We start from the raw sequence: 15,610 nt of genomic DNA, 5'->3' as shown, positions 1-15,610 counted from the left end.
CAATGAAATCGATAGCGATTTTCAATAATAAAGGAGGCGTCGGGAAGACCACGCTCCTTTGCAATCTTGCTGCGTTTCTAGCCTTGGAGAAGGGCAGGAAAGTATTGGTCATCGATGCAGATCCTCAATGCAATGCAACACAGCTAACATTCAACGACATTGAAACTGAAAACCTGTACGAACGCAGCGACGTTTTTACGATCTATAGCGTTATTCACCCTCTCTCCCTTGGCAAAGGCTACAACGAGCAAGTTAGCACGAGAAATCGCAAGGACTTCGGGTTTGACATACTGATTGGCGACCCTCGACTTTCTCTCAAAGAGGACTTGCTCGCGCGAGATTGGAGTAGCGGCCTTGGTGGAGACGGCCGCGGCCTCAGAACGAGCTACCTATTTTCCGAGTTACTCACAAGATGCGCTGAATACGACTACGTCTTCTTCGATGTTGGGCCCTCCCTGGGATCGATCAATAGATCCGTTCTCTTGGCCTGCGACTACTTTGTAAGCCCCATGACGATCGATATTTTCAGCCTTAAGGCCGTCGAGAATATCCGAATCTCTATCGAAACTTGGAAGAAGCAACTCTCGACTGCTTTAGAAAATCTGCAGGATAAGGACGCTTTACCCGACGGCATCTCACAAGAGATGGGAATTAGATTTGCTGGCTACGTCACGCAGCAATACAAGGCTAGAACCGACGGAATAGGCGGCCTGGTTGCAGTTAAAGCCTATGAACGGATAATGAAAAAGGTTGCCCCAATAATAAAGACGAACTTCGTCGACAAGCTCCAACCCGAGAATTCAAAGGTACGATATCAACTCGGAACGATTCCGAACCTGTACAGCCTCATTCCGATGGCACAATTTGCAAGGCGCCCTATCTTTGCTCTCCGCTCGAGCGATGGCGTTCGAGGCGCGCATTTTTCGAAAGTAAAAGAATCATACGAGCTCTTTGAGGACATCTCTGACCGCTTCGAGGCAAACTTGAAGAGCCTCGGATGATTCAATGGCCGGATCAACTGGTAACTGATATCGCAAGACGGCGCGCCGTCTTGATGATTGGCTCCGGAATTTCAAGGCATTCGACAGGGCAAGGTGGGTCTCGCCCTCCAACTTGGCGAGGTTTCTTAGAGACAGCCCTCGACCGGTGCAACCCCAAGCCGAAACATATTAAGAAGGCTATTCAGAGAGGCCAGTATCTCGACGCCTGCGAGTGGCTGAAGAAGCATATTGACGATGGGTGGGTACCTTTACTTCGCCAGTCATTTGTCGAGCCGAAATTCCAAACTGCTGACGTTCACAAATTGCTCTACCAACTCGACTGCCGCATTGTTTTGACTCCTAACTTTGACCTGATTTACGACGGCTACGCTGTAGCAGAATCCCAACAGACGATCTTGGTAAAGAACTATGATGACGCTGATATTATCGACGGCATCCGTCGTAACGATCGGCTTGTATTAAAAGTTCATGGATCCATCCATGAACCGGCGAAAATGATCTTCACCCGGAGTGATTATGCTCAAGCGCGAACTAGGTATGCTGGATTCTACTCTCTTCTCGATGCCTTGATCAACACCAACACGGTGCTAATAATCGGCGCAGGCCTCGATGATCCCGATTTTCAACTACTCTTCGAAGATAGCGCTGCTGAATTCTCATCTGGATTGCCGCACTACATGACTTCAGGAGACAACTTTCACCCTGACATGATCGCGACAATAAGAAAGACGAGAAATATAAAGACGCTGCCCTATTCATCGAGACACAATCACGCCGAGCTGGTGAGCTCTTTGACTGAACTAGTCAGATTGGTTGGAGATAGGCGAGCGGATTTGACGAGAACGATGGATTGGTGACGTTTTAGCAAAACTTTGGGATTCTCTACTCCTCCTCGCCGTACATTGCGGACTGCAGAATGGAGCGCGAGTAATCGCCTCCAGTATGCACCGCGATCAACTTCAGCCACAAGGCTAAATTCTAAATAGCAAATCACAGAGCAATCGTGAATTTACCGAGTTCGTGACCGGAGAAGCGCTCGGATGTGCAGCGGCACTGTCAATCGATAGTGCGCTCACGTATCGGCGCCGAGCCATGAATCTCGCCAACCTCTTGCTGATGGCAAACGTGTGGTTGCCCGCTCGATTAGGGCTCAGCCAAACAGCAAAACTTCGTCTGATTTCGAAGTCCGACAAGAGACGAATGAATAGATCCTCGCCTCCAATAAGCCGCGTTGTCGCTGAGATCTGCGCTGGAACCAGCACCTTGTATCTGCGCCGCTCATCAGACCACCCATTCTTGATGTCACGCTTTACATCGGCATAGGTCTCGCCCATCTCATGCCACGACGACAAACGTAGAAACAGATCAACATCTGGATGGACGTTGTAGGTCCGCGCAATCCTTCGCGACTTCGGATAACCTTTATATGCGCCATGGAGTTCAGCCTCTTCAAAGATTGACCTGATCTGATTGCTTTTTCCACCATTCTGATCAGCGAGAACCATCACCAGCGTGTCAATTGCCTTCATCGACATCAACCTCCCTATCTGAAATTTCCGTTGGATGACATTGATCTTCAGGAAGAATCCGCGGCTTTATGTTTGGAGCATATCTGCCATTCTTCAATCGTGTGAGTTGAAGCGATCCTGGATATCACCTCGCCAATTCGGACCACGCTCATCCGCCCGCTCTAATCAATGACCGGCACATGTTTCGCTGCGCCGCGCGGCGCCGTGCCGTCAAGCCTCGGATCGTCGGCGATCTCGATTTGGCGGCGGAACGCGCGGAAGCCGGAGCGCTGGTAGAAGGCGACGGCGGAGGGATGGTCGAGGGTACAGGTGTGGACCCAGACGCGGCTGATGTCGCGTGACCAGGCGCGCTCGAGCGCGCGGTTCATCAGGAAGCGGGCGGCGCCGGTGCCGATCAAGCCAGACGTGACGCCGAAATAGGCCAGCTCGCACTGGCCGGGGTCGCGGAAGTCGAGCTCGAGCAGGCCTTCGTCGCGGTCGTCTGCGACCAGGGCGTAGATTTCAACATCAGGCGCTTGGATGATTGCGGCGAGCTCAGCGTCGGTCATGCGGGCGCGCGAGAACCACAGCCAGTCCTCACCGACGCGGCGGAAGATGTCGCGGTACCAAGGAAGCGCGGGGGAATCGACCTTGCGCAGGGTCCACGTGCCGGGCGGATCGTCGCGGCGTGCGGGAGGTGCGGTCATCTCCAGATGGGTGACGACGGCGGCGATCTTGCCGGCGGGGACGTCGGAATAGCCGTCGGGGAGGATCATGGTTCGCTACTCTGCTTCATCGCGAGGGGTTCCGAGCGGCGCTTCATACTCCTATGTCATCCCGGACAAGCGCGCCTCAAGCGCGCGCAGATCCGGGATCCATAACCACAGGGCGCAGTTTTGCGAAGACCCGTCGTTCAGTACTGCCATCGTTCGCGCTCGATAGATCACGCGGTATGGGTCCCGGCGTTCGCCGGGGACGACAGCCTGCTTGGGGATGCGTCTCGTTCACGTCGACCGCAGCAAGATAGTCTCGGTAGCCTGCGCCTACCCCTCCCCCTCGTCGCTCGCGAGCACGCCCTTCACTGCCCTCGCCCAGCCTGCGAGCTTCCGCTCTCTTGTCGCCTGGCTCATGTTCGGCTTGAAGCGGTGCTCCAATCGCCAATTGTCCGCGAACTTGGTCGGCTCGGGATAGACGCCGGCGTTGAGGCCGGCGAGGTAGGCGGCGCCCAGCGCCGTGGTCTCCTGGATCACGGGGCGGTCGACCGGGGCATCGAGGAGATCGGCGAGGCGCTGCATGGTCCAGTCGGAGGCGGTCATGCCGCCGTCGACGCGGAGCACGACGCTGGCGGTTTCCGAACTCGGCCAGTCCGCGCGCATCGCGGCCCAGAGGTCGAAGGTCTGGTAGCAGACGCTCTCCAGCGCGGCGTGGGCGAGCTCGGCCGGGCCGGTGTTGCGGGTGAGGCCGAACAGCGCGCCGCGCACCCGCGGATTCCAATAGGGCGCGCCCATGCCGACGAAGGCGGGGACGAGATAGACGCTCTGCATGGAGTCGGACTGGTCGGCGAGCGGGCCGGTTTCGGCGGCGTGCTTGATGATGCCGAGGCCGTCGCGCAGCCATTGCACCGCGCTGCCGGCGACGAAGATCGAGCCCTCGAGCGCGTAGGTGCGTTTGCCGTCGAGCTGATAGGCGACGGTGGTGAGCAACTTGTTCTTTGAGACGACGGGCGTGGTGCCGGTGTTCAGCAGAGCAAAGCAGCCGGTGCCGTAGGTGGACTTCATCATGCCCGGGCGGAAGCAGGCTTGGCCGATGGTGGCGGCCTGCTGGTCGCCGGCGATGCCGGAGATCGCGATCGCGCCGCCGAACAGATCGGGCGTGCTCTCGCCGAAGCGGGCGGAGGAATCCTTCACCTCGGGCAGCATCGAGCGCGGCACGCCGATGATCTCCAAGAGCTCGTCGTCCCACTGGCCGGTGTGGATGTTGAACAGCAGCGTGCGCGAGGCGTTGGTGGCATCGGTGGCGTGCACCTTGCCGCCGGTGAGGCGCCAGAGCAGGTAGCAATCGACGGTGCCGAACATCAATTCGCCGCGCGCCGCGCGGGCGCGGGCGCCGGGGACGTGGTCGAGGATCCAGGCGACCTTGGTGCCGGAGAAATAGGGATCGATGATCAGGCCGGTCTTCTGCGAGATCACCGGCTCGCGGCCATCGGCCTTGAGTTTCGCGCAGATGTCGGCGGTGCGGCGGTCCTGCCAGACGATGGCGCGGTGCACGGCCTGCCCCGTCGCGCGGTCCCACACCACCGTGGTCTCGCGCTGGTTGGTGATACCGATCGCGGCGATGTCCTTTGCGCCGATGCCGGCCTGCGCGATCGCCTCGCGGCACACCATCACGGTCGAGGTCCAGATATCCTCCGGCTCGTGCTCGACCCAGCCGGAGGCCGGAAAATGCTGCGGAAACTCCTGCTGCGCCTTGGCGGCAATGGAAATATCGCCGCGAAACACGATCGCGCGCGATGAGGTGGTGCCCTGGTCGATGGCGAGGACGAAAGACATGGCGGCGGATCCTGGCGTTGTCCCCGGGGGGTGCGTTGATTGAGGCAGAGAAAACGGGATTGCCGGCAAGAGGTCAAGGCGTCCGCGGCAGGCGTCTTCTTACCCTCCCCTGGAGGGGGAGGGTCGGCTCACATGGAGCGGTAGCGAAATGTGAGACGGGGTGGGGTGAAGGTCTCTCGACAGCGAACAGTGCCCGTGTGGAGAGATCACCCCACCCCGCTCGCGCTACGCGCGATCGACCCTCCCCCTCCAGGGGAGAGTAAGAAAGAGCGCTGCTCGATTCAGGCTGACGGTTTTCGATTCCGCCGATGCTGAAGGTGCTTGGCTTCCGCTTCACGCGAGCCGAAGAGCTCCACATAGATGCGTTCGAGCACCGCGGTCAGGTCGGCCATGATCTCCGAGTTCCAGAACCGGACAACGCGATAGCCTTCGTTTTCGAGCCAGCGCTGGCGTTCGAGATCACGTTTGGCCGTGTCGTCCTCGTTGTGGTGGCCACCGTCGAGCTCGATGATGAGGCGTTTGGCGGGGCAGAAGAAGTCGACGACATAGGGACCGATCGGCGCCTGCCGGCGGAAGTGCGAGCCTTCGAGCGGGAGCTCCTTGAGGGCACGCCACAGGATGCGCTCGTGAGGCGTCGTATTCGCTCTCAGCTTCCTTGCGGCGGCGCGTCGGATTGACGTTGAGACCATTGCTGTGGCTTCACCCCACCCCGCTTCGCGCTGCGCTCCGCGCAACGCGAAACGACCCTCCCCCTCCAGGGGAGGGTAAGGGAAGCGTAGCGTCGATGCAATCTCTCGTGGTGCAAGACCTACACCGCGGCCGTGGTCACGCCGCCGTCGATGACGATGGTCTGGCCGGTCATGAAGCTCGATGCATCGGAGGCGAGGTAGGCGACGGCGCCGGCGATCTCGTCGGGCTCGCCGATGCGGCGCAGCGGCGTGGTGGCGGTGCGGCGCTTGAGGTTGGCTTCGTCTTCCCACAGCGCGCGGGCGAAGTCGGTCTTGACGAGGCCGGGCGCGATGCAGTTGACGCGGACGCCTTTCGGGCCCCATTCGCCGGCGAGCGAGCGGCACAGCGCGAAATCGGCGGCCTTGGAGATGCCGTAGGCGCCGATCACGGTGGAGCCGCGCAGGCCGCCGATCGAGGAGATGATGATCACCGAGCCGTTGCCGCGCTCGGCCATCTCAGGGATCGCGAGCGCGGAGAGCCAGATGTTGCTCTTGACGTTCGAACCCATGATCTTGTCGAAGGCCTCGTCCGTGATGTCGAGCAGCGGGCCGTAATACGGATTCACCGCGGCGTTGCAGACCAGGACGTCGATCTTGCCGTAATGCTTGGTGGCGCCGGAGATCAGCGCCTCGACCTCGGCCTTGCGCGCGATGTTGCAGGGAATGACGATGGCGTCGCCGCCGGCCGCAATGATGCCGTCGGCGACCTCCTTGCAGGCCTCGGCCTTGCGCGAGGAGACGACCACCTTGGCACCGAGCCTGGCCAGCAGCTCGGCGGAGGAGCGGCCGATGCCGCGGCTGGAGCCGGTGACGACCGCGACCTTGCCGGTGAGATCGAACGGGGTGTTTTTCATTGTTGTTGCCTCGCTCATTCCGCTTGTTCGGTGTCATCGCCCGCGAAGCGGGCGATCCAGTATTCCAGAGACGGCGCGACTGGAACCGAGCAGCCGCGGCGTACTGGATCCCCCGCCTTCGCGGGGGATGACAGTCGCGCCGTGGTTCAGATCAAGTCAGACCAACCCGCCCGCGTCGGCGACGCGGCGCTGGTGGTAGTCGGTGTCGCCGAAGGTGTTCTCGATCATGGTGAGGCGCTTGAAGTAGTGGCCGATCTTCGCCTCCATGGTCATGCCGATGCCGCCGTGGAGCTGGATCGATTGCTGGCCGACGAATTTGGCCGACTTGCCGATCTGCACCTTGGCCGCCGCGATCGCGTTGCTGCGCTCCTTGGCGTTCTCGAAATCGTTCGCCATGGTGGCGAACATCGACATCGAGCGCGCCTGCTCGGCGGCGACGAACATGTCGGAGGCGCGGTGCTGCAGCGACTGGAACGAGCCGATCGCGACGCCGAATTGCTTGCGCGTCTTGATGTACTCGACCGTGGTCTTGAGCGATTCGTCCATCAGCCCGACCGCCTCGGCGCAGAGCGCGACGCGGGCCTCGTCCACCACGCGCTCGATCAGCGCGAGCGAATCCTCGGGATTGCCGAGCACGGCATCGGCGCCGACCTCGACACCGGTGAAGGTGATGTCGGCGGCGTGCAGGCCGTCCTGGGTCGGATAGCCCTTCCTGGCGACGCCCTTGGCATTCGCCGGCACCAGGAACACGCCGATGCCGGACCTGTCGCGGCGCTCCCCCTTGGTGCGCGCGGTGACGATGAGCGTATCGGCGTTCTCGCCGTTGAGCACGACGAACTTCTCGCCGTCGATCACCCAATTGTCGCCCTTCTTCTTCGCGGTCGTGGTGACGTCGAACAGATCGTAGCGCGAGTTCTTCTCGAGCTGGGCGAAGGCGAGCGTCTTGCTGCCGTCGATGATCGAAGGCACGTGCGCGGCCTTCTGCGCATCGGTGCCGGCATGGCGCAGGAAGCCGCCGCCGATCACCACGGTCGCCAGATAGGGCTCGAGCACCAGCGCCTTGCCGAGCGCTTCCATCACGATCATGGTCTCGACGCCGCCGCCGCCGAAGCCGCCTTCGGCCTCGCTGAAGGGCAGACCGAGCAGGCCCTGCTCGGCGAGCTTGAGCCACACCGTCTTGCTCCAGCCGCCCTTCTCCGCCATGTATTTCTTGCGCTGCTCGAAATCGTAGGAGTCGGTCAAGAGGCCGTCGATGCTTTCCTTGAGAAGCCGCTGCTCCTCGTTCAGATCAAAATCCATTTCTTAGGTTCCTCGTACCCGGAATTATCGCTTCGTCATTCCGGGATGGCCCGAAGGGCCAGGCCCGGAATCCATTTCGCCTCAGCGTATGCGGCCCGATGGATTCCGGGCTCGCGACTTCGTCGCGCCCCGGAATGACGGTGGAAACATTGCCCTCCCCGCCTCCGCGGAGAGGAAGCGGGATCACAGCCCCAGCACCGCCTTGGCGATGATGTTGCGCTGGATTTCGTTGGAGCCGCCGTAGATCGAAACCTTGCGGTTGTTGAAGTAGCTCGGCGCGATCTGGGCGGTCCAGTCCATGGCTTCGTTCGAGCCGTCGTCGCCGTGCACGTCGTAGGGCGCGGCGAACGGGCCGATCACTTCCATCAGCAGCTCGGTGGTGGTCTGCTGGATCTCGGAGCCCTTGATCTTCAGCACCGAGGACGCCGGATTGGGCTTGCCCTTGCCGTGCTTGCCCTCGTCGGCGACGACGCGCAGCTGCGTCAGTTCGAGCGCCTTCAGCTCGATCTCGCAGGCCGCGAGCTTCTCGCGGAACGCGGCGTCCTGGATGATCGGCTTGCCGCCGGATTCGACCTTGCCGGCGAGATCGCGGATGCGGCGGAGCCGCTCCTTGGAGACGCCGACACGGGCGATGCCGGTGCGCTCGTTGCCGAGCAGGAATTTGGCGTAATCCCAGCCCTTGTTCTCCTCGCCGATCAAATTCTCGACCGGCACCGCGACGTCGTCAAAGAAGACTTCGTTGACTTCATGGCCGCCGTCGATGGTCTGGATCGGGCGCACGGTGACGCCCTTGGACTTCATCGAGAACACGATGAAGGAGATGCCCATCTGCTTCTTGGCATTGTTGTCGGTGCGGCAGAGGCAGAAGATCATGTCGGCGTGCTGGGCCAGCGTGGTCCAGGTCTTCTGGCCGTTGATGATCCACTTGTCGCCACGGCGCTCGGCCTTGGTCTTGAGCGAGGCAAGGTCCGAGCCGGAGCCGGGCTCGGAGAAGCCCTGGCACCACCAATCGTCGACATTGGCGATGCGCGGCAGGTATTTCTGCTTCTGCTCCTCGTTGCCGAAGGTGTAGATGACCGGGCCGACCATGCTGACGCCGAAGGCGAGCGGCTGCGGCGCCGGATGGGCCTGAAGCTCCTCGTTGAAGATGTAATGCTGCACGGCGGTCCAGCCGGTGCCGCCATATTGCTTGGGCCAGTGGCTGACGCCCCAGCCCTTCTTGTTGAGGATGCGCCACCAAGTTACCATCTCGTCCTTGGAGAGATGACGGCCCTCGACCATCTTGCGCCGCGTATCCGGCGGCACGTTGTCGCGGAAGAACTGCCGTACTTCCTCGCGAAACGCCTGCTCTTCTTTCGTGAATGCGAGATCCATCGGATCCTCCTGTGAGCGACTTTTTTCCTATTCAACCCGCCGTCATTCCGGGATGCGCCGTAAGGCGCCGGCCCGGAATCCATATCCCCGACTGGTGGCTATGGATTCTCAGATGCGCAATTGCGCATCGTAGCTCGCCGCTTCGCGGCGCCCCGGAATGACAGAAACATTTACTGCAGCACCTCGAACAGACCCGCCGCGCCCATGCCGCCGCCGACGCACATGGTGACGACCGCGTATTTGGCCTTGCGGCGACGGCCTTCGATCAGGGCGTGGCCGGTCAGGCGCGCGCCCGACATGCCGTAGGGATGGCCGACCGCGATCGCGCCGCCGTCGACGTTGATCTTATCGGGGTCGATGCCGAGCTTGTCGCGGCAATACAGCACCTGCACCGCGAAGGCCTCGTTGAGTTCCCACAGGCCGATGTCGTCGACGGTGAGGCCGTGGCGCTTGAGCAGCCGCGGCACCGCGAAGACCGGGCCGATGCCCATCTCGTCCGGCTCGCAGCCGGCCGAGACGAAGCCGCGGAAGATGCCGAGCGGCTTGAGGCCGCGCTTGGATGCTTCCTTGTCGGTCATGATCACGCAGGCGCTGGCGCCGTCGGAGAGCTGGCTGGCGTTGCCGGCGGTGATGCTGAAGCCGTCGCCGCGCACGGGCTTGAGGCCGGCGAGGCCTTCGATCGTGGTCTCCGGACGCGGGCCTTCGTCCTGCGACAGCGTGACGTCCTTCATCGTGACCGCGCCGGTCGCCTTGTCGGTGACCGCCATCTGCGTCGTGATCGGCGCGATCTCCTCCTTGAACTTGCCGCCCTGCTGGGCCGCCGCGGTGCGGCGCTGGCTCTCCAGCGAATACTCGTCCTGCTTCTCGCGCGAGATGCCGTAGCGCTTGGCGACGACCTCCGCCGTGTCGATCATGGGCATGTAGACCTCGCCCTTGATCTTGAGCAGCGCCGGATCCTGGGCGTGGAAGCCGTTCATCTTGTCGTTCTGCACCAAGCTGATCGACTCGCCGCCGCCGCCGACCGCGATCTCGACGCCGTCGTAGATCACCGAGCGCGCGGCGAGCGCGATCGCCTGCAGGCCCGAGGCGCATTGCCGGTCTATGGTGGTGCCTGCGACGGTGACGGGAAGGCCGGCGCGCAGCAGCGCCTTGCGCGCGATGTTGCCGCCGGTCGCGCCCTGCTGCAGCGCGGCGCCCATCACGACGTCCTCGATCTCCTTGGGATCGACCTTGGCGCGCGCGACGGCTTCGCCAATGGCGTGGCCGAGCAGGGTGGCGCCCTCGGTGGCGTTGAGCGCGCCGCGATAGGCCTTGCCGATCGGGGTGCGGGCGGTGGAAACGATGACGGCGTCGGTCAAGAACGACCTCCTGATGCTTGTTGAACGGATTGTGACGGTTTCTGCTGCTGGCGCAATTCGTGGCGCGACAATTTTCCGACCGGCGTGCGCGGCAGATCGTCGACGAACTCGACCGCGGCCGGCACTTCGTGCTTGCCGAGCTTGCCCGCCAGCTGGGTGCGCAGCTCGTCGAGCGAGAACGGCTTTGCGCCCGGCTTCAGCTTGATGAAGGCCTTGGCCGCTTCGCCCCGATAGGGGTCGGGAATGCCGAGCACGATCACCTCGTGCACGCCTGGAACGGTGTAGATCGCCTGCTCGATCATCTGCGGATAGACGTTGAAGCCGCCGGAGATGATCATGTCCTTCTTGCGGTCGACCAGGAAGAAATAGCCGTCGGCGTCGACATAGCCGATGTCGCCGGTGAGGAAGCGGCCGTCGACGAAGGCGTCGGTGGATCCGTCCGGCCTATTCCAATAGCCCTTGGTGACGTTCGGGCCCTTGATGCGGATCTCGCCGACCTCGCCGGGCGGAAGCACGCGCCTAGGATCGTCCAGCGCGACGACGTCGAGCTCGATGCCGGGCAGCATCAGGCCGATCGAGCCGGGCTTCTCCGGCCCCGTGGGCGGATGGCCGGTGCCGGGCGAGCAGGTCTCGGTCATGCCCCAGCCGCTCTTCAGCTTCTTGCCGACCTTGCGCTCGAAGAAGCTCGCGATCTCTACCGGCAGCGGCGCGCCGCCGGAGCCGATGGTGACGAGCGAGGAGAAGTCGCGCTTGTCGAGGTCGGGAAGCGCCGCGATCGCGATCCACATCGTCGGCACGCCCGGAAAGTAGGTCGCGCGCTTGACCTCGATGTCGCGCATCACGGCTTCGACGTCGAAGCGCTGATGCAGTGAGATCAGGTTGCCGCGGCTGAGCGAGGACAACAGCACCACGGTGAGCGCGTAGATATGGAACAGCGGCAGCACGCAGATCACACGCTCGATCACGTCGCCGCGCGTGGCGCGTCCCGGCTTGCCCCAGACATCGTAGATCGACACCGCGGAGGTGAGGTTGCCGTGGGTCAGCATGGCGCCCTTGGGCAGGCCGGTGGTGCCGCCGGTATATTGCAGCAGCGCGACGTCATCGGCCGTCACGACCGGCCATTGCGCCGGCGCAGTGGCGCCCGCGACGAAGGCCTTGAAGGTAACGATGCGGGGATCGTCGGGGATCGCCGCCTGCGGCGTGCCGACCTTGCCCCAGGTGTCGTCCTCGCAGACGACGAGGCGGTCGATCAGTCCCTTGTCCAGGAATTTGAGCGCGGTCGGCAACAAGGCCTGGAGGTTCGAGGTGACGAGCAGACGCGCGCCGGAATCCGACACCTTGTGCGTCAGCGCGATCTCGCCATCGAGCGGCGAGAGGTGCGCGACACGAGCGCCCGCCTTCAGCGCGCCGAAGAAATTAACGGGATGGTCGGGCGAATTGCCGAGGAACAGCGCAATCGACGTGCCCTTACCGCAGCCGGCGCGCAGAAACGCCGCGGCGGCGCGCTCGGCCAACGCAGCGAGCTCGGTATAGGTGATGGCGCGATCGCGGAATTCCAGCGCGGTGCGCGGACCGTAATCGGCGGCGGCCTTCGACAGCAGGTCGGGCAACGTGCCCTGGACGATGGGATCGTCCCAATGCACGCCCTCAGGGTAAAACTGTTCGCCGGGATGGGTCATTGTCTGCATCACACTCGGTCGTCATTCCGGGGCGATGCGAAGCATCGAACCCGGAATCCATCGGGCAGCGCACTCAAAGGCGAAATGGATTCCGGGCCTGGCCCTGCGGGCCATCCCGGAATGACGCCGAGTGCGAGCCCCCATCACGCCGCCTTCGACGCCGCCGCGAGCGAAGCAAAGGTCTTGCCTTCCGCCGCGAGCTTCTTCAACAGCGGCGCGGGCTCGAGGCTCGGATCGTCGGTCTCCTTGGCATAGAAGGAGAGCCGATCGGCGATATGCTTGAGGCCGACGCTGTCGGCCCAGAACATCGGGCCGCCGCGGTAGATCGGCCAGCCATAGCCGTAGAGCCAGACCACGTCGATGTCGGAGGGACGAGCCGCGATGCCCTCTTCCAGGATCTTCGCGCCCTCGTTGATCATCGGATACATCATGCGCTCGAGGATCTCCTCGTCGCTGACGACGCGCTTCTTGCGGCCGAGGCGGGCAAGCGTCTCGTCGATCAGCTTCTCGACCTCGGGGTCGGGCAGCGGCGCGCGGGAGCCGGCTTCGTACTTGTAGTAGCCCTTGCCCGTCTTCTGGCCGAAGCGGCCGGCTTCGCACAGCGCATCCGCGATCTCCGACTTGATGCCGCGGTCCTTGCGCGAGCGCCAGCCGATGTCGAGGCCGGCAAGGTCGCCCATCGCGAACGGTCCCATCGGCATGCCGAACTTGGTCACGACGGCATCGACCTGCTGCGGCAAGGCGCCCTCGAACAAGAGCTTCTCCGACTGCTTGCCGCGCTGGGCCAGCATGCGGTTGCCGACGAAGCCATCGCAGACGCCGACCACGGCCGGCACCTTTGCGATCTTGCGCGCGATATTGACGGCCGTCACGAGGGCGTCCGGCGCGGTCTTGTCGGCGCGCACGATCTCGCACAGCTTCATGACGTTGGCCGGCGAGAAGAAGTGCATGCCGAGCACATCCTGCGGACGCTTGGTCGACTTCGCGATCTCGTCGATGTTGAGGTAGGACGTGTTGGAGGCGAGCACGGCGCCCTGCTTGGCGTACTGATCGAGCTTGCCGAACACTTCCTTCTTCACCGCCATGGTCTCGAACACGGCTTCGATGACGAGGTCGGCGTCGCCGACATTCTCGATGCCGACGACGCCGTTGATCAGCGCCATGCGCTTGGCGGGCGCATCGGCCGGAATGCCGCCGCGCGCTGCGGTCGCTTCCCAGTTCTTCTGCATGATGCCCATGCCGCGCTTGAGCTGCTCCTCGCCGGTCTCGATCAGGGTGACGGGGATGCCGGCATTGGCAAAGGACATCGCGATGCCGCCGCCCATGGTGCCGGCGCCGAGGATGGCGACGCGGTTCACGGGGCGCGATTTGGTGCCTTCGGGGACGCCCGCGATCTTGGCGGCTTCGCGCTCAGCGAAGAAGGCGTAGCGCTGCGCCTTGGACTGGTCGCTGGCGACGAGCTTCAGGAAGCCCTCGCGCTCTTTCTTGAGACCCTCGTCGAAGGGCAGGTCGATGGCGTAGCCGACCGCGTCGGCGGCGGCGAACGGCGCCTCCAGACCGCGCGACTTCTTGGTCATGGCGGCGACCGCGTTGGTGAAGATCGAGCGGTCGGCCTTGGCGGCCGCGATCTTGGAATCGTCGTCGCGCAGACGCCGCAGCGGACGCTTCTCCGCGATGAGCTTGCGCACGAAGGCTTCGCCGCCCGATGCCGGCCCCTCGACGATCTCCTCGATCAGGCCGTTCTTGAGCGCTTCCGCCGCACCGATGGGATCGCCGCCGACGATCATCTTGACCGCGAGTTCGGGACCGACCGCGCGCGGCAGGCGCTGGGTGCCGCCGGCGCCCGGCAACAGGCCGAGCTTCACCTCGGGCAGGCCGAGCTTGGCCTCTTTCACCGCGACGCGGAAATGACAGGCGAGCGCGACCTCGAGGCCGCCGCCGAGCGCCGTGCCATGGATCGCGGCGACCACCGGCTTCGGCGAGTTCTCGATCTCGGACAGCACGTCGTTGAGGGCGGGCGGCTTCGGCGGCTTGCCGAACTCGGTGATGTCGGCGCCCGCGATGAAGGTGCGGCCGGCGCAGGTCAGCACGATGCCCTTGATGGCGGGATCGGCGATCGCGGCCTTGATGCACTCCAGGATGCCACCGCGGACCGCGGCGCTCAGCGCGTTGACCGGAGGGCTGTTGACCGTGACGATCCCGACCTCGTCATGACGCTCAAGCTTGACCACTTCGCTCACGGTGTTCCCTCCTTGGTGGGGATTAACTTTTGTTCGATTTCGCGGTGCGGAATTTAATTCCGCATCTTGACGGCAGGGTTATTTTGAAGCACGTGGCTTGTCAACGACTCCGCGCAAGAAGCAGATCAGGGATGAAGCGTACAGGAAAGAAGACAGCGACCGATCGGAATTTCGTCGTCGCGCTTTCCCGCGGACTGGACGTATTGCGAGCATTCCACCCCAATGACGGCCTTCTGGGCAATCAGGAGATTGCGGCGCGCACCAATCTGCCGAAGCCGACGGTGTCGCGGCTGACTTATACGCTGACCAAGCTGGGTTATCTCGCGCCGGTTCCCCGCTTCGAGAAGTACCAGCTCACCCCTGCCGCGATGTCGCTCGGTTACGCCGCGCTTGCCAATCTCGGCGTTCGGCATTTGTCCGAACCGTTCCGCGAGGAGGTGATGCGCGCGACCGGCGGCGCCGTCGCGGTCGGCGGCCGCGACCGTCACAGCATGATCTATTTCGGGCAAAGCCGCGGCAGCGAGACGGTCGGCGTTCAACTTGACGTCGGCGCCCGCGTGCCGATCGCAACCAGTGCGATGGGCCGCGCCTATTTCTGGGCGCTCGACGACGCCGATCGCGCGGAGTTGTCGCGCCTGTTGCGCGAGCATTACGGCAGCCGCTGGCCGAAGATGCGCGATGGGTTGGAACGTTCCGGCGAAACCGTCGCGAAATACGGTTTTGCGATTTCGGTCGGCGACTGGCACGACGACATCGGCGCCGCCGGCGTCGCGCTCAAGCTCAACGACGGAACCGGACCTTACGCATTCAATTGCGGCGCGCCCGCATTCCGCTTCACGGAAGAGCGTTTGATCAACGACATTGGACCGCGTCTCTTGGCGATGGTAAGGAACATCGAAGCGGCACTCGGGGGTCTGATGCCGCATTCAAAAAAAGACGTCAGCAAAAAGCTGAAATCAGGAGGGAAAGTTGCTCGTTTGGCCGAGGGGATCAGATAGCCTTTGTCATCGTCGGGAGCGG

The 15,610-nt window shown here is 63.0% G+C and carries 13 protein-coding genes; 3 read left to right on the top strand and 10 right to left on the bottom strand.

Annotation, left to right across the window (positions count from 1 at the left end; translation table 11 throughout):
* Positions 1 to 2 precede the first annotated feature (2 nt).
* Positions 3 to 1,001 carry a ParA family protein gene (locus tag DCM79_RS23765; protein ID WP_257176604.1) on the top strand — a complete coding sequence of 333 codons (999 nt, stop codon included), beginning with the start codon at positions 3 to 5 and terminating at the stop codon, positions 999 to 1,001.
* Positions 998 to 1,858, top strand: coding sequence for an SIR2 family protein (locus tag DCM79_RS23760; protein ID WP_257176603.1), 861 nt, complete (start codon positions 998 to 1,000; stop codon positions 1,856 to 1,858). The genes DCM79_RS23765 and DCM79_RS23760 overlap by 4 nt, the downstream gene beginning before the upstream one ends.
* Before the next feature lie 114 nt (positions 1,859 to 1,972).
* On the opposite strand, the gene DCM79_RS23755 is transcribed toward DCM79_RS23760, so the two are convergent.
* The 10 genes from DCM79_RS23755 to DCM79_RS23710 form a co-directional block, all read right to left on the bottom strand.
* Positions 1,973 to 2,530: a hypothetical protein gene (locus DCM79_RS23755; RefSeq protein WP_257176602.1), complete on the bottom strand. Its 558-nt coding sequence runs from the start codon at positions 2,528 to 2,530 to the stop codon at positions 1,973 to 1,975.
* Between the two features lie 161 nt (positions 2,531 to 2,691).
* Entirely contained in the window at positions 2,692 to 3,285 is a 594-nt protein-coding gene (locus DCM79_RS23750) for a GNAT family N-acetyltransferase (protein WP_257176601.1), read from the bottom strand.
* A gap of 267 nt (positions 3,286 to 3,552) precedes the next feature.
* Positions 3,553 to 5,058, bottom strand: a complete 1,506-nt coding sequence (glpK, locus tag DCM79_RS23745) for a glycerol kinase GlpK (RefSeq protein ID WP_257176600.1) — start codon at positions 5,056 to 5,058, stop codon at positions 3,553 to 3,555.
* Positions 5,059 to 5,339: 281 nt separating this feature from the next.
* Positions 5,340 to 5,792, bottom strand: coding sequence for an endonuclease domain-containing protein (locus tag DCM79_RS23740; RefSeq protein ID WP_257176599.1), 453 nt, complete (start codon positions 5,790 to 5,792; stop codon positions 5,340 to 5,342).
* 74 nt (positions 5,793 to 5,866) lie between these two features.
* Positions 5,867 to 6,640, bottom strand: coding sequence for an SDR family NAD(P)-dependent oxidoreductase (locus DCM79_RS23735; RefSeq protein ID WP_257176598.1), 774 nt, complete (start codon positions 6,638 to 6,640; stop codon positions 5,867 to 5,869).
* Positions 6,641 to 6,796: 156 nt separating this feature from the next.
* On the bottom strand, positions 6,797 to 7,939 hold the full coding sequence (gene pimD / locus DCM79_RS23730) for a pimeloyl-CoA dehydrogenase small subunit (RefSeq protein WP_257176597.1): 1,143 nt from the start codon (positions 7,937 to 7,939) through the stop codon (positions 6,797 to 6,799).
* A gap of 183 nt (positions 7,940 to 8,122) precedes the next feature.
* Entirely contained in the window at positions 8,123 to 9,313 is a 1,191-nt protein-coding gene (gene pimC / locus DCM79_RS23725) for a pimeloyl-CoA dehydrogenase large subunit (protein ID WP_257176596.1), read from the bottom strand.
* A gap of 170 nt (positions 9,314 to 9,483) precedes the next feature.
* Positions 9,484 to 10,671 carry an acetyl-CoA C-acyltransferase gene (locus DCM79_RS23720; protein WP_257176595.1) on the bottom strand — a complete coding sequence of 396 codons (1,188 nt, stop codon included), beginning with the start codon at positions 10,669 to 10,671 and terminating at the stop codon, positions 9,484 to 9,486.
* On the bottom strand, positions 10,668 to 12,350 hold the full coding sequence (gene pimA / locus DCM79_RS23715) for a dicarboxylate--CoA ligase PimA (RefSeq protein ID WP_257180832.1): 1,683 nt from the start codon (positions 12,348 to 12,350) through the stop codon (positions 10,668 to 10,670). Before pimA ends, DCM79_RS23720 begins: the two co-directional genes overlap by 4 nt.
* A 143-nt stretch (positions 12,351 to 12,493) precedes the next feature.
* Positions 12,494 to 14,590, bottom strand: coding sequence for a 3-hydroxyacyl-CoA dehydrogenase NAD-binding domain-containing protein (locus DCM79_RS23710; RefSeq protein ID WP_257176594.1), 2,097 nt, complete (start codon positions 14,588 to 14,590; stop codon positions 12,494 to 12,496).
* Positions 14,591 to 14,721: 131 nt separating this feature from the next.
* Here DCM79_RS23710 and DCM79_RS23705 point away from each other — a divergent pair, with 131 nt between their 5' ends.
* Positions 14,722 to 15,588, top strand: coding sequence for an IclR family transcriptional regulator (locus DCM79_RS23705; RefSeq protein WP_257180831.1), 867 nt, complete (start codon positions 14,722 to 14,724; stop codon positions 15,586 to 15,588).
* Positions 15,589 to 15,610: the final 22 nt, after the last annotated feature.

This window comes from Bradyrhizobium sp. WBOS07 (genome assembly GCF_024585165.1).
Classification (GTDB): Bacteria; Pseudomonadota; Alphaproteobacteria; order Rhizobiales; family Xanthobacteraceae; genus Bradyrhizobium; species Bradyrhizobium japonicum_B.
The sequence above is the reverse complement of the archived record's forward strand: the minus strand, read 5'-3'. Positions and strand labels throughout refer to the sequence as shown.